This is a genomic window from Psychrobacter pasteurii (assembly GCF_900162815.1).
In the GTDB taxonomy this organism is placed as follows: Bacteria; Pseudomonadota; Gammaproteobacteria; order Pseudomonadales; family Moraxellaceae; genus Psychrobacter; species Psychrobacter pasteurii.
This window is the reverse complement of sequence record NZ_FUGD01000089.1, coordinates 1-15,019: the sequence shown is the minus strand read 5'-3', so window position 1 is coordinate 15,019 and position 15,019 is coordinate 1. Positions and strand designations below refer to the sequence as shown.

The following is a 15,019-nucleotide window of genomic DNA, read 5'->3' as shown; positions in this document are numbered from 1 at the left end:
AAATGAGTTTAAGTTATCATGTTTATTTATATGATAAATAAGCCAGTCAAGGCTCGAAAATAGAGCGCAATTTGCTATTATAGAGGATTATACAGGCTAGGCTAATACTTTTGCCAAATGCCCATAATCACAAACTACGAACGTCTATTTGCTACCATAGTTAAGTTTCAAATGTTGGGAAAAATTAATGATAACGGCACATCATCTTTATACGCTTAAAAAAATCGTTTTTACCTTGCTTGCCGTCCTTTTGTCTGCATTCTTGTTCGTTATCTTGGTAACTTATACCCCTAATGATCCAAGCTGGTCACGTATCAGCAGCGATATGGGGCAGGTGAGCAATATGGGCGGCTCTGTGGGCGCTTGGTTGTCGGATTTGTTATATACCTTCTTGGGCTGGCCAGCCTGGTGGTTAATGGCATTTTTGTCTTACGAGGCGATATGCCTTTGGTGGAGCCGTGATCAAGCTTTTGGTCCATTACGAGCTATTGCTTATGTGTTTTTGGTATTGGCCAGCTGTGGCCTTACCGCTGTCACGCCACAGCTATTAGGCTTCAGCACTGACAATGGCGCTCGTTTTGGCGGTATCTTAGGGGCCGAAGTGGCTACCCGTTTGTCTAGCCTGTTGACGGTCTACGGGGCAGCGGCATTTTTATTGGTATTTAGCTTAATTACTGTAACCTTTGCCTTTGATATTCATTGGAAGCGAGTGTTTAAGCAGATTTTCAGCCTGTCTTGGCTTGGCAGTGGCATACGACGCAGCTCTGCAGAACGACAAGAAGCTATTGAAGATGGCCATGATTTAACAGAAGCAGAGCAGCTGGCCTCACAAGAAGTGCTTGATGACGCAGAGCAGCCTCAGACGGAATCTCCTTTATTCCAACAGCTAAAGCTATCTTTGCCTGAAAGCTCCGAAGAGCAAGAAGGGGAGGCTCACTTACAGCAGCCACAAACTACGCAGAAGTCGGATCCAGCATTAAGCAATGTATTGGATGATTTCTTGGTAAATTCAGGACTTACCGAGAGTATCTTGGCGCTACGTGAGCAAGAAGCGCAGCAGCAACAAGCGGATTCACAAACACAGCAACAATCGGCGCAGCAGCCAGTTAAGACCGAGGCTGTGGTCAAGAAGCAAGAGCCAAGCTTTGCTTGGAATGACCAAGATGTGATTAATGAGCTGCTAGATGAGCAAGCTTTGCCAGTGGCTGTGGCCAATAGTCCTGAGACACCTTCAACTTCACAACCACAAGAAGCAACAGCACAATCAGAAGTAGAAGAGCCACAAACAGAGGCTGCTGAGACGGTTGATCAGACCAGTGCTCAAGATGAGGCTGAGGTTGAGAGTGAATCAGTAGAAGTGGAAGCAGTTACAAAAGACGTTGAAGAGATTAACGAGCGTGATAAGGTTGAAGCTACAGAGACTCAGCCGGCTGAAGTAGAAATAGAGCAACCACAGCCTGCCGCAGTGGATACGGATACTGATTTTGAACCAGATAATTTTGAAGTTGAAGCGTCTGATGAATCACAGCCTGAACCAGAGGCAGTAGCAGAAGAGTGGGGCAGTGAAGAGACTGAAGCTCAGCTTGATGAGGAGTTAGACTTAACCCCCACCAACACGCCACCTTCAAATCCAAAAAAGCCGCATGAGCCTAGCAGTGATAAGGAAGAAGCTCCAACGCGAGCGATGCCAACCATACGCTTTGCCACGCCAGAGGGGGGTGCTAGCAACCATATTGAAGATATGGTTCCTGACAGTGATGAGGCAGACGAAGCAGAAGTTAGCTTGCCTGAAATTCATGATGACTCAGCTTTTGCCTCTAGCAGTCGTGCGATGCAGACCGCTAAGTATCGTGAAAGCTTGACGCCAATTCCAGAGCTTTCTATTTTGGATAAACCAGATCCAGATCGTAAGCCAAGCTATACTGAAGCGGAGCTAAAGCAGTTGTCTGAGCTGCTAGAGATTAAATTGCAAGAGTTTAATGTTAAAGCAGAAGTGGTTAATGCCATTCCTGGGCCAGTAGTTACTCGTTTTGAAGTTGATTTAGCGGCAGGGGTTAAGGCCAGTAAGGTCACAGGTATTTCACGAGATTTAGCACGCTCACTCTCTATGGCTTCATTACGTGTGGTGGAGGTTATCCCAGGTAAGCCTTATATTGGTATTGAAGTGCCCAATAAGAAGCGTGAGATGGTGCGTTTGATTGAGCTGCTGCAAACTGAGGATTACAAAAATCCAAAAGCCCAGATCAGTATGGCCATGGGTAAAGATATTGGCGGTAAGCCCATTATTACTGACTTGGCACGTGCCCCGCACATGCTAGTGGCGGGTACCACAGGCTCCGGTAAATCAGTATTGGTTAACGCCATGCTGTTATCTATGCTTCTAAAATACAAGCCATCAGAGTTGCGTTTAATTCTAATTGACCCCAAACAGTTAGAATTAGCCAACTATAATGACATCCCTCATCTGTTGACCCCAGTGGTAACCGATATGAATGAAGCGGCCAGTAGCCTAGCTTGGTGTGTGGCTGAGATGGAGCGCCGTTATCAGTTAATGAGCTTGCTTAAAGTCCGTAAGTTAAGTGAGTTTAACAAAAAAGTCATCGCCGCTGAAAAGGCAGGCAGACCGATGCTAGATCCTCTATGGCGACCTAATGACAGTGTTAGTATCGACAAAGCGCCTAAGCTTAAGACGCTGCCTATGATCGTGATTGTGGCGGACGAGTTCGCTGATATGATTATGCAGGTAGGTAAGCAAGCAGAGGAGCTGATTACCCGCTTGGCCCAGAAATCCCGTGCAGCTGGCATTCACTTAATGCTGGCCACTCAGCGTCCTTCAGTAGACGTTATTACAGGTCTGATTAAAGCCAACATTCCTGTGCGTGCGGCCCTTCGAGTTAACTCAAAGGTGGACTCTCGTACTATCTTGGATGCAGGCGGCGCTGAGGATATGTTAGGAAACGGGGATATGCTGTTCTTAGGCCCAGGTCAAATTGAGCCTGACCGTGTCCATGGTGCGTATGTCAGTGACGAAGAGGTAAACCGAGTTTGTGATGCTTGGCGTGAGCGTGGTGCCCCTGATTATATTGATAATATGGCGAGCAACTTCGACTTAACCAGTCCTAGCAGCAGTGGGGGCGGTAATACCTCGGGTGAAGATGATGCCCTTTATGATGAAGCGGTGGCCTTCGTTATGGAAACCCGCAAAGTATCCGCTTCTAGTATTCAGCGTAAATTTAGTATCGGCTACAACCGTGCCGCCCGTATTGTAGACTCGATGGAAGAGGCCGGCTTGGTCAGCGCTATGGGTAAAAGTGGTAAGCGTGAGCTATTAATGTAGCCCCTTGGTCTAATGTAGATTTATAGTATTTAGACTTATAAAAAAGGTGGCTTAGGCTGCCTTTTTTCTTTATACGAGTGGTTTAAAGTAATCTTAACAGTCAATTTAAAGGCCATTCAATTGTTTACCTAATTAAACCTAAATTAACAATTGCACCTATTGGTTAAGCATATGTTGATGGTATAATAGCCTCGTAAATCGCAATATAGATAAAAAATAAGGATCCACTAAGGATCCACTATGAAAACTATCGTACATAAAGCCAATACTCGCGGTGATGCTAACCACGGCTGGTTAAAAAGTAAACATACTTTTAGCTTCGCTAACTACTACAATCCTGAGCGTATGGGATTTGGTGCATTACGTGTAATTAATGATGACCATGTAGAGGGCGGAAAAGGCTTCGGCACTCACCCTCACCGTGACATGGAAATTACTTCTATTCCAACTTCTGGTAAATTGGTTCACAAAGACACTATTGGTACCAATGGTATCATTGAAAGTGGCGAAATTCAGGTCATGTCAGCAGGAACAGGTATTGCTCATAGTGAAATGAATGGCAATGCTGATGAGCCGGTTAAGTTTTTCCAAATTTGGGTTATGCCAAACAAGCAAGGCGTAGAGCCTCGTTACCAGCAGTTAAAAATCGCTGATATGTTAAAGCCTAACGAATTTGGTCAAATCTTATCTCCACATCCTGATGATGCGGGTGTTTGGATTCACCAAGATGCTTGGTTCCACATGGGTAACTTAGACAAAGGTGTTAGCGCTGGCTATGAGCTAAAAGGCAACCAGCACGGTGTTTATGCCTTTATCATTGAAGGTAAAGTGAAAATCGGTGACGAAGTATTAGAGACTCGTGATGGTATGGGTATTATCGATACCAAAGGCTTTGATGTAGAAGCTTTAGAAGACTCTCGCGTACTACTTATGGAAGTTCCTATGTAATACCATTAGTTAGACATTAGCTATTTAAAAAAAGCCAAACCTTCGGGTTTGGCTTTTTTGTTGGCTTTCGTATAAGCTATCTATTCATGAATCCCCATAACTGAGCAAGGAAGGCTATGTTTAAAGAATATCCACAGTATGACGCCATCGGATTGGCAGAGCTTATCCAATCAGGCGATATCAGTGCCAAAGAGGCATTAGAAGCTGCCATCTATCAAGCCAATAAATTAAATCCTAAATTAAACGCCATTATCCACCGCTTTGATGAGCGGGCATTTAATGCAGCTCAGCAGGGTTTACCGCAAGGAATCTTTACAGGCGTTCCTTATCTATTAAAAGACCTCAACTACTTGTTTGCTGATGAGCCCATTAAAATGGGCAGTCGCAGCGTGCATATTGTACCGGAGGAAGATAGTGAGCTGGTAAGACGTATGCGAGCTACTGGAGTCAACACTTTTGGTAAAACCAATACGCCAGAGTTCGGTTTAATCATTACCACAGAGCCCAAGTCCTTTGGTGCCACCCATAACCCATTTAAAAAAGGTTATAGCAGTGGCGGCTCATCAGGCGGTAGTGCGGCAGCGGTAAGTGCAGGTATCGTGCCTATGGCAGGTGCGGGTGATGGGGGTGGATCTATTCGCTTTCCTTCTGCTTGGTGTGGTGTGTTTGGTCTAAAGCCTAGCCGAGGTCGTAACCCCAGTGGTCCTATTTATGCTGAAGGCTGGGAAGGGGCCGTGGCTGATCATGTAATTACTCGTAGTGTGCGTGACAGCGCTGCCATGTTAGATGCCACAGCAGGAAGTGAAGTGGGTTCTGCTTTTGTGACAGATTCTTCAGATAAGGGTAAGTTTTTACAAGCCACGAAGACCCCTTCTAAACCGTTAAAAATTGCCCTTATGCAGACGCCTTTATTTCCAGGGGTTAAAGTAGACAAAGAGGTATTGGCTGTCCTAGAGAAAACAGGAAGACAGCTAGAGGATATGGGACATAAAGTAGAATACGCTGCCCCAAAAATTGATGTTGATCGTATGTGGCGAGATTTCTTCACGGTAGTTTGTGCTCATACAGCTTACTTTGTGGAAGATTTATCCCTACGCTATGGGCCGGAGCAAGTGGCAAACTTAGAGCCACAAACTCGAAATATGGCAATGATAGGCCGCTCGCTAAGCGTGATGGACCTGCTCAAAGCCAAGCAAGGCTGGCATGATGTTCAGTACCAGACCGGACTTACTCTTGAACAATACGACATGATTTTGTGTCCAACAGTACCTACTGTGGCCGTGAAGCATGGTGTATTACCTCCAAGCCGGATTGATGAGCTGCTGCTGAATGTGACGGGCTTGATTGAAAAGGGGGTTAACCTAGGTAGGTGGATTTATAATTCAAGCCTGGTTGAGAAGCTAAGTGCGCCTGTATTAAGCAAAATGGCCTTTACTACTTTGGGAAATATCACAGGGCTGCCGGCTATGTCGGTGCCGCTGGGCATGAGCAATAAGGGCTTACCGATTGGGATGCAGTTTATTGGGCGTATGAATGATGAAGCGACTTTATTTGCATTGGCAGCAGACTTTGAGCGGGCAGGCTTATTTACCGATCCGGCGATTTAACCTTCTCTAAGTAATCTTCTCTAATTTAATATTTTTTAAGGTAGCCCATATAAAAAGAGCCTATTACGATGACGTATTAGGCTCTTTTGATTCATTATCAGTAGCTTTAATATTCCTAAACCACCTCACCACATGCCTTGCCACTGGCCCAAGCCCATTGGAAATTATAGCCACCAAGCCAGCCTGTCACATCCAACACCTCACCGATAAAGTATAGGTTTGGTTGCAATTTACTCTCAAAAGTTTTAGAGGATACTTCATCGGTTACCACGCCGCCACGAGTTACTTCAGCGGTACGATACCCTTCAGTACCCGAAGGTTTTATGGTCCAATTATTAATTTTGTCACCAATGGCATCTAAAGTCTCGTCTTTAATATTGGCCAACTCTTTATCTTTTAAGTCTGACCAATGTAAATCTTGTAAGGCTAATAACAGCTTTTTAGGGAAGAACTCAGACAACACGCTACGAACCAATTGCTTGGGATGTTCAGCTTTAGCTTGTCGTAATAACTCGCTGATATCCACACTAGGCACCAAGTTGATGTGTATCGATTCACCTACCTGCCAGTAATTGGAAAGCTGTAGCATCGCAGGGCCAGACAAGCCACGGTGCGTGAATAGCATAGGTCTTGGGAAAGAGATACGCTCATTAAAGGCAATCACATCTAGGCTAATGCCAGCCAACGAAGCAATGACTTCACCGACCTTATCGGTAAAGGTGAAAGGGACCAAGCCGGCTGAAGTTTTGATGATCTGGTGCCCGAATTGCTCCGCTACCTCATAGCCAAAGCCAGTCGCACCCATAGTGGGAATAGACAAGCCACCGGTGGCAATAACCAGTGAGCGACAATGAATCGTCTCTTTTGAAGTCTCAACCATAAATCCTGATTTATCACTGTCTTGTGGCAGAGGTTTAATGGCTGTGATGCTTGTTTTTAACTGCACCTTGGCTCCAGCCTCAGCACATTCATCAAGAAGCAGGTTTAAAATATCCTTGGAGGAGTTGTCACAAAACAGCTGGCCATAGTCACGCTCATGATAAGGAACTCTATGCTTTTCAACCAGACCAATAAATTCCCAAGGGTTATAACGGATCAAAGCAGACTTGCAGAAATGTGCATTATTGCCGATAAAGTTCTCAGGCTCGACCACATAGTTGGTAAAGTTACAGCGACCGCCACCTGACATTAGGATTTTTTTGCCAGCTTTATTGGCATGATCAACGACCAATACTGAGCGACCTCGCTGAGCTGCAGTCATGGCGCAGTATAATCCTGATGCTCCGGCGCCTATGATAAGCACATCTACGCTAGACTTTGCCTGAGAAGTAGATGGCTTTTTTCCTGCATCTTGGTGATTGGGCTTAACCGAAGTGCTATTAGGTTCAGAATGATGGGCAGTATTTTGGGTCATGAAATCAGCTTTTGTAATAAGAGTTAAGGATAAATTGAAGGGTGAATAAGTAACTAATGTGGAAAGCTTAACAGACGTACAGTAGGAGAATGTCAGCTTACTGAGGTTATAGTGTAGAGAAAAAAATCATAAATTTTTTAGGAGTTTAGAGTAAATAACAGTTTACAACTGTATCAAAATCTAGTAAAACTATGGGGGTACTACAGTCATAGGGAAAGGACTGAGTGAACTAAAATCATCTCCTATCAGAGGGGTAGATTAAGGCTTTTAAGCAATATTTGCTGGCTATGGTCTTTAATAGACCCCTTCGCACACTTTCTAGGGTGTTTGATCTAACCCCTTTTGTCTTCTTCCCTATCATATTTTATCACGATAACAGCCTATAATTTGCTTGCTGTTATGGTTATCAGTGACTAGCAGTGATTTCTAGGATAGATTCACCATAAAAAAAGGACTTTGTATTATGAAAAAATTTCCAACCAGCTCTGAATTTGCAGCACAGGCCAACACCAACCCAGAGAAATATGCCCAATTATATCAACAGTCAATTGAGTCTGATGAGAGCAATGAAGCTTTTTGGGCCAAGCGGGCAGAGTTAGTTGATTGGATAAAAAAACCCACAAAAATTAAAAATATTAATTACGATCTAGATAACTTTAAAATCAAGTGGTTTGAAGATGGAGAGTTAAACGTTTCGGTTAACTGTCTAGACCGTCACTTGGTCGACAATCCTTATAAGCCAGCCATTATCTGGGAGGGGGATCACCCTTCATTACATAAAATTATCTCTTTTAAAGAGCTGCACTCTGAGGTGTGCCGCTTAGGTAATGCCATGCGTAAAATGGGGGTGGGCAAAGGCGATCGAGTGGTTTTATATCTACCTATGGTACCAGAAGCGGTCGTATCTATGCTGGCCTGTGCGCGTATTGGGGCTGTGCATACCGTTGTATTTGGCGGGTTCTCAGCTGAAAGTTTGGCCAGTCGTATTGTTGATAGTCAGGCAAAATTGGTTATTACTGCTGACGAAGGCGTGCGTGGTGGTCGATACAGTCCACTTAAGACCAATGTTGATAGAGCACTAGATGTCGATGGCACAGAATGTATCGAAAAAGTGATCGTGGTACACCGTACCGGTAATTCAGTACCTATGAGTGGTCGCCGCGATGTTTGGTATCACACGGTCATCGATAACTCAAATGAAGACTGCCCACCTGAGACAATGAATGCTGAAGACCCATTATTTTTATTATATACCTCGGGCTCTACGGGTAAGCCAAAAGGGGTGGTTCACACCACAGGTGGCTATCTAACTTATGCACTGTCTACCTTTAGAGATGTGTTTGATGTCAAAGAAGATGACGTATTTTGGTGTACAGCGGATGTGGGCTGGATTACTGGCCATAGTTATGTAACTTATGCACCTTTGGCCAACGGGACTACCACCATTGTATTCGAGGGGGTGCCTCAATATCCGACTTGGGCACGTATTGGTCAGATTATTGATAAGCATGACGTTAGTATCTTATACACGGCGCCAACAGCCATTCGAGCAATGATGAAAGAAGGCGACGCTTATGTTCGTGAATCAAACCGTGAAAGCCTGCGTCTATTAGGCACTGTGGGTGAGCCGATTAACCCTGAAGCTTGGGACTGGTACCACAATGTGGTAGGTGAGGGTCGTTGTCCTATCGTTGATACCTGGTGGCAAACTGAGACTGGAGGTATCTTAATGGCGCCTCTACCAAACTCAGTAGACATGAAGCCTGGGGCCGCTATGAACCCTTTATATGGTATTAAGCCTGTTATCGTTGATTCCGATGGGGTTGAGCTTGAAGATGCAGCAGCTGGCAACCTAATTATTAAAGATGGTTGGCCAGGTCAAATGCGTACAATTTATGGAGATCACAAGCGTTTCTTAGAGACCTACTATACAACCTACCCAGGTAGCTACTTTACTGGGGATGGGGCGATGCGTGATGAAGATGGGCATTTATGGATTACCGGCCGTGTTGATGATGTATTGAACGTGTCGGGTCACCGTATTGGTACCGCTGAGATCGAAAGCGCTTTAGTATCGCATCCAGCTGCTGCCGAAACTGCCATTGTGGGTATGCCACATGAATTAAAAGGTCAGGGTATCTGTGCTTATATCATCTTAAGAAATGGCGAGGAGGACAGCGAGAGATTACGTGGTGAGTTAAACCGTCATGTGCGCGCTGAAATTGGACCTATTGCTAACCTTGATGCCATTTATATCGTGGATGCTTTACCGAAGACCCGCTCAGGGAAGATTATGCGCCGTATCCTGCGTAAGCTAGCCGCTGGCGAGTTTGATGGTCTAGGCGATACCTCAACTTTGGCTGAAGCCAGCGTGGTTGATGACTTAATCAAAACCGTAAAGTCAGCTTAGTTTTTGACCTATAAGATTAAGACTCTATTAGAGCCTCTACCTAAAACCACTGACTAAGTCAGTGGTTTTTTTTACCCAATTAACAAATTATAGCTGTATCATGAGCCTAGAGCTTGTAGAGTATTATCCAACAAACCCCCTTCTTTCATTTAACATCAATATATTTAACTTATGACTATAAATCACAATTTAGCAGCCACTGAAGGCTTAGTTCATGACAGTGACTCAGCGCCTGTTTCAGCCACAACGATTCAAATTGCCATTATTGGTGCTGGCATGACGGGACTGATGACCGCTCATTTGTTAGAGCAGGCTTTTGATGGTGCTGGGCAAGCAGTAGAGATTTCTATTTTTGAGAAGTCCGCTGGGGTGGGGCGCCTAGCTACCCGTTATAACAAGCCAGAGAGTCATAGTGAGCAGCAGTGGCAATTTGATTTTGGTGCCCAGTTTTTTACTGCCAAATCACAAGCGTTTCAAACTTACCTGCAACCTTGGTTAGAGCAAGGCGTTATTGAGCCTTGGCTTGCCCAAACCGCAACGATTTTTAGCACAGATTCAAAGCCTGATATTCAATTAACTGGGCGCTGGAGTAGTGATCAGCCGAGGTATGTTAGCTGCCCAAAAATGACCAGTTTTGGCCGAAGCTTGGCTACTAAACTTCAGCATACTAAGCTTTATTATAAGACTCGAGTAGCGCCTCTGAGCTCTGATAGCCAAGCCAATAAAGGTAAACAAGGGGTATCTAATGCAGGCGCTAAGACTATGTTACGTGATGATAAAGGCAATGAGCTAGGGGTATTTGACTGGGTGGTCTGTACCGCGCCACAAGCGCAGGCCATAGAATTGTTACAACACACCGACTTTGCCTTATTAAATAAGCTCAAGGCTTCTAAGATGCTGGCTTGTTATAGCTTAATGTTAGGTTGGGAGCAGGCTTCTAGCTTACCGCCAACTTTAACAGGGGCTCAGTGGGAAGTGCTTGAGGTAAAAGCTGAAGGCTCACCTATAAGTCGGATATTTATCGAACAGCGTAAGCCAGGGCGTGAGGATATTTTGCCAAGTGTTACGATTCATGCCAACAATCAGTGGTCTGAGGCACAGGTTGATGAGCCGTTAGAAGACGTGCAGCAGCGTTTAATACAGGCCACACAACATATATTGGGCTGGGAGTCTGCGACAGCGCCGAAGTTAATAGATTGCCATCGCTGGCGTTATGCTGCGACCCAGCAGATAGAGGGCGATGACTCTTCACCAATTAGCTATGTTGATAGCCACAAGCAGTGGATAGTTACTGGAGATTGGTGTGATGAAGGACGGGTAGAAAGCTGTTTTAAAGCAGCAACGACAGTGGTAAAAACCATTATTTATTAAAAAGTAATTTGCTATAAAAAAAGGCGAGGATAGTATGACTGTCATCGCCTTTTTTAGCTGTAGTGGTCGATAACTATTATTTATCTTGGTTATGGCGCCATTCAATCAAGTCTTTAACATCTTGCTGAATACCTGCCTTAAGTGCTTCTAAGCCATCATACTTACGTTCGCCATGTAAGTGATTTAAGAATCTAACTTGTAGCGTTTTTTCATATAAGTTACCAGAAAATTCTGGGAAAAATACTTCAAGACGCCATTCATGAGGCTTGTCTACTGAAGGACGTATACCGATATTAGCGGTACCAAATAAACTGTGTGGACGTAGCCCAGCAATCCCAGTTTTTGTGTCCTTAGCAAGATCTGCAAAAGCATCAGCAACAACTTCACCTGACTCATCGAGTACCACCACATCTACACCATAAACCCCGTGTAGGGCTGGACGTACTCTATTTAGTTCAATATTGGCTGTCGGGAAGTCTAGAGTGCGCCCAATTTTGTCGCCTCCGACTACTTTGCCAGTTATAGCATAGTCACGATCTAGTAGACGACTGACTGTCTTTAAGTCACCTTTGGCCAATAGCTCACGAACTCTAGTTGAGCTGATACGCTTGTCTTCAAGCAAAGAGCTCTCTTGAGTGTCTACGACTTGAGTATCGGTAATGGTGTGCAAGTTGGTGACTGGCAACCCATAATTGCGCAAAAATTCACTGTCCCCAGTACGGTCATGACCGAACTTAAAGTCGTCGCCTAACACCAGAGATTTCACATTTAGGTGATGGACGAGCATGTCAGCAAATTCAGAGGCTGACAAAGAGCGAAACGCCTCATCAAATTTAGCAACAACCACCGTATCTATGCCAAATTCAGCCAGCAAAGTTAGTTTTTCATCTTGAGAAGTTAATCGGGCAGGGGCAGAAGAGGGATCAGATTTTAGCTGGGCAAAATACTCACGCGGCTGTGGCTCAAAAATCATTACCATAGTGTCCAGCTGCTGCTCGCTAGCACTTTGTTTGAGCTGCTTTAGCATGGCTTGATGGCCTAAATGCACCCCATCAAAATTACCAATGGTTAAAACATTGTTAGCGTTTAGACTACTGTGGCTATTGCCAACATGGATTGTGGCCAAATCTAAAAAAATTGTTTTCATAAAGCCTTATCGATAAACACAAGGGTAGTTGTCAGCTACTTTAAAAATAAGTAAAAACCAGATAATTCATTAAACTGGTAACTTAGAAAAAATAGAGTACTAAGGATATTAAAAAGGCGATTAATTTATAGATAATCTGCCTTCATTATAATGTAAAATTAAAGTCACTGAGGCTCAAAATCTTATCAATGCCTTCTAATGAGAAAATAACACTATGGCTAGTCCCCTCAATTCAGCTTCTAAGAGCGTAAACCAAGCTTTGAATCCAGCCGTTAATACTCATAAGATTCGCTTAGCTGAGCCTGCTGATTTGCCTGATATTGTGACCATTTACAATCAAAGTATCGCTGGCAAGGCGTCAACCGCAGACTTAACACCAGTGACCGCTGCCGATAGACAGGCATGGTTCGATGAGCATTTAAGTCAGCCCAGTCGCCCCATCAGCCCAGTCGCCCCATTTATGTGGTCACCAATACTGAAGGTGTCATCATGGCCTGGGGCAGCTTTAGTGATGTTAAAAATCGGATAGCTTACCATATCAGTAGTGAGATTAGTATTTATGTGGCGACACAATACCAAGGCTTGGGTCTAGGAAGGTTACTGCTGCAATGGATGTTGGCCCAAGCCCCACAACTGGGTATCCAAAATATCCTAGCACTTATATTTGGTCATAATAAGCCAAGCTTATCTTTATTTGAAAAGTTTGGCTTTGAGCCTTGGGGTAGATTCCCCCAAGGTCTGTGATATGCAAGATTTTACTGCAGATCTCGTGATACTAGGTAAAGCCTTATAGTCCTTTGCCTCATAGACCTTTAATGATAAGTTCAAGGTCAGTTATCAGTTAAAGACTATAACGCTTGCGTGTAAAGCAAAAGAGCTTAATCCTTATTAGGGTTATCATCCTCAGTAATAATAGGCTCGTCTCTATCATGACTTAGTACGCCAAGCAGACCTCCTCTTTTTTTAGCCTTATGAGTAGAAGTCTCTGCAGTTTTGTCGCTGTTATTATTAGATTTTAAGTCCGCATCGGGTGGCATAACCGCTTCTTTGTTTTGATTGTCTTCTACCACTTTGGCATCAGGGTCATAGGTCTCTGCCTCAAAGTCTTCTTTATCTGACTGTGTTGAGTCGCTATTTTTAGAGTTAGCTTTTTTATCAGCGTCATCAAACATAGACTTATTTGCCTTAACGCCTTCACGAGGTAAGCTATTTTCAAAGATGTCTGAAAGCGGAATGTCTAGCTCATGTTTGGCATGCTTTTCGGTATCTTTAAAACGCTGAGTCAATAGGCTTAACCAAGGGGTATCCATATTGGCCCTGAGATCATCTATCTCATCTTTGATGGGCAGTGGATAAGGAAGCGTACGGTAAAAGTCCCACAAGGTAATATGGTCTAAGTCTCTTTTTAAGACATAGTTTCCTTTTTCAGTAATGGTGATTAAATCGCTGTCTAATAAGTAATTAAGATAGGTAAACCACTTAGGTAGCTCTTTACGGCCCAACACACTGCGCAGCTCCTCTTCACTGGTTGAGCTGCCTTCTTGATAGTGCTCATGAACCAGATTTAACATATCTAACAGGCTTAACAGTGGGTGACGTGGGTAGACTTCCTTGGTCGCAAAGATAGTTAGGCTATAGCTTATCTCAACGCCAAGTAGGATTAAGTTCCAAGACAGATAAATCCAAAGTAAGAAGATAGGTAGAGCGGCAAAGGCACCATAAATCGCTTCATAACTGGTGAAGTTACTCATAATGATACCGAATGAGTACTTAAGTAGCTCAAAGGTAATGGCTACAAAGACACCAGCTATAGCAGCATTTTTTAAGGGAACTTTGGCTTTAGGAATAAACCAGTACATACCAATAAAGCCTGCAATGGTAACGGCAAAGGATACGGCTTGTACCCAAAAGCCCCAATCAATACCATAGCCACCGATTTGTTGGTTTAAGAAGCTTAGACTTTGTACGGTACTTGAAACAATAAAGGCCGTTCCTAATACCAAGGGACCTAAGGTTATAATGGTCCAGTAACGCACAATACTTTTTATACCACCAGAGCGATCTTCTACTCGCCAAATTTGATTAAAGGCCCGTTCAATGGTGGTCAAAGTCATAATACTGGTCACAAATAAGGCCATGGCACCAATAGCCGTTAAATTACTCGACTTTTCGGCGAAGCTATCAAGATACTGTGACACTTGTAGCCCTGATTGTGGCAGCAGGTTGCTATAAATAATATTAGAAATTTGATCACGCACAGATTCTAAAGCAGGTATTGAAGACAAAATCATCAGCAAAACCGTTAAAATAGGCACGATTGATAATAGCGTGGTATAAGTCAAAGAGGCGGCTTTTTGTTGGGCATTGTCCTCAATGAAATTACGAATTAAAAATCGTAAAAAGTTAAACCAAGATTTGTCATAAAATGGCAGCTTTTTTAACAGGTTTTCCATATTAGAATCATTATGTTAGGTTATTGAAATGTATGGGAGTTTCATTAAAGTGGCATAGTTTACCAAATATTCAAAATCAAAATGTGAAGAATATTTGTGTCTTAATGATATGATACTGTTAATCCATTAGCAGCAAAGCAGATTTTTTGTCCGAATTTAGTATTTGCCCTGTAGCTGTGTCAAAATAGCCGCTGTTAACTATATTAATTAACTCTGTACACGACAAAAACAAAAAAGCTGACTAAGGACAAGGCATAATAGTAATTTTTCTTACGAACCACACTATGCCAAACCTTAATCAGCTCATAAATATATTATCGCAAAACCTAACC

At 43.6% G+C, this 15,019-nt stretch carries 10 protein-coding genes; 7 read left to right on the top strand and 3 right to left on the bottom strand.

What is annotated here, in order from left to right; translation table 11 throughout:
- The first annotated feature begins 187 nt into the window (after window positions 1-187).
- The 3 genes from A1232T_RS08180 (at window position 188) to A1232T_RS08170 (ending at window position 5,892) form a co-directional block, all read left to right on the top strand.
- Entirely contained in the window at window positions 188-3,337 is a 3,150-nt protein-coding gene (locus tag A1232T_RS08180) for a DNA translocase FtsK (RefSeq protein ID WP_077448964.1), read from the top strand.
- A gap of 240 nt (window positions 3,338-3,577) precedes the next feature.
- Entirely contained in the window at window positions 3,578-4,285 is a 708-nt protein-coding gene (locus tag A1232T_RS08175; RefSeq protein WP_077448963.1) for a pirin family protein, read from the top strand.
- 116 nt (window positions 4,286-4,401) lie between these two features.
- Window positions 4,402-5,892 (top strand): amidase, encoded by a 1,491-nt coding sequence (locus A1232T_RS08170; protein ID WP_077448962.1) that lies wholly within the window; start codon window positions 4,402-4,404, stop codon window positions 5,890-5,892.
- A 115-nt stretch (window positions 5,893-6,007) separates the two neighbouring features.
- Here the strand turns inward: A1232T_RS08170 and A1232T_RS08165 are convergent, their stop codons facing one another.
- Window positions 6,008-7,153 carry a BaiN/RdsA family NAD(P)/FAD-dependent oxidoreductase gene (locus A1232T_RS08165; protein ID WP_244152426.1) on the bottom strand — a complete coding sequence of 382 codons (1,146 nt, stop codon included), beginning with the start codon at window positions 7,151-7,153 and terminating at the stop codon, window positions 6,008-6,010.
- A 616-nt stretch (window positions 7,154-7,769) separates the two neighbouring features.
- Here A1232T_RS08165 and acs point away from each other — a divergent pair.
- Window positions 7,770-9,716: an acetate--CoA ligase gene (acs, locus tag A1232T_RS08160; RefSeq protein WP_077448960.1), complete on the top strand. Its 1,947-nt coding sequence runs from the start codon at window positions 7,770-7,772 to the stop codon at window positions 9,714-9,716.
- A 171-nt stretch (window positions 9,717-9,887) separates the two neighbouring features.
- Window positions 9,888-11,087: an NAD(P)/FAD-dependent oxidoreductase gene (locus A1232T_RS08155; protein WP_077448959.1), complete on the top strand. Its 1,200-nt coding sequence runs from the start codon at window positions 9,888-9,890 to the stop codon at window positions 11,085-11,087.
- Between the two features lie 76 nt (window positions 11,088-11,163).
- Here A1232T_RS08155 and ribF read toward each other — a convergent pair whose 3' ends face one another.
- Window positions 11,164-12,234 (bottom strand): riboflavin biosynthesis protein RibF, encoded by a 1,071-nt coding sequence (gene ribF / locus A1232T_RS08150; protein ID WP_077448958.1) that lies wholly within the window; start codon window positions 12,232-12,234, stop codon window positions 11,164-11,166.
- Between the two features lie 214 nt (window positions 12,235-12,448).
- Here ribF and A1232T_RS14410 point away from each other — a divergent pair, with 214 nt between their 5' ends.
- Together A1232T_RS14410 and A1232T_RS14405 are read left to right on the top strand one after the other, a co-directional pair.
- The gene (locus A1232T_RS14410) at window positions 12,449-12,763 is read left to right on the top strand and encodes a GNAT family N-acetyltransferase (RefSeq protein ID WP_244152425.1); all 315 of its coding nucleotides are present in this window, start codon (window positions 12,449-12,451) and stop codon (window positions 12,761-12,763) included.
- Window positions 12,724-12,978, top strand: a complete 255-nt coding sequence (locus A1232T_RS14405; protein ID WP_244152424.1) for a GNAT family N-acetyltransferase — start codon at window positions 12,724-12,726, stop codon at window positions 12,976-12,978. Before A1232T_RS14410 ends, A1232T_RS14405 begins: the two co-directional genes overlap by 40 nt.
- A gap of 134 nt (window positions 12,979-13,112) precedes the next feature.
- Here the strand turns inward: A1232T_RS14405 and A1232T_RS08140 are convergent, their stop codons facing one another.
- Window positions 13,113-14,687, bottom strand: coding sequence for a YihY family inner membrane protein (locus A1232T_RS08140; protein ID WP_077448957.1), 1,575 nt, complete (start codon window positions 14,685-14,687; stop codon window positions 13,113-13,115).
- Window positions 14,688-15,019 lie beyond the last annotated feature (332 nt).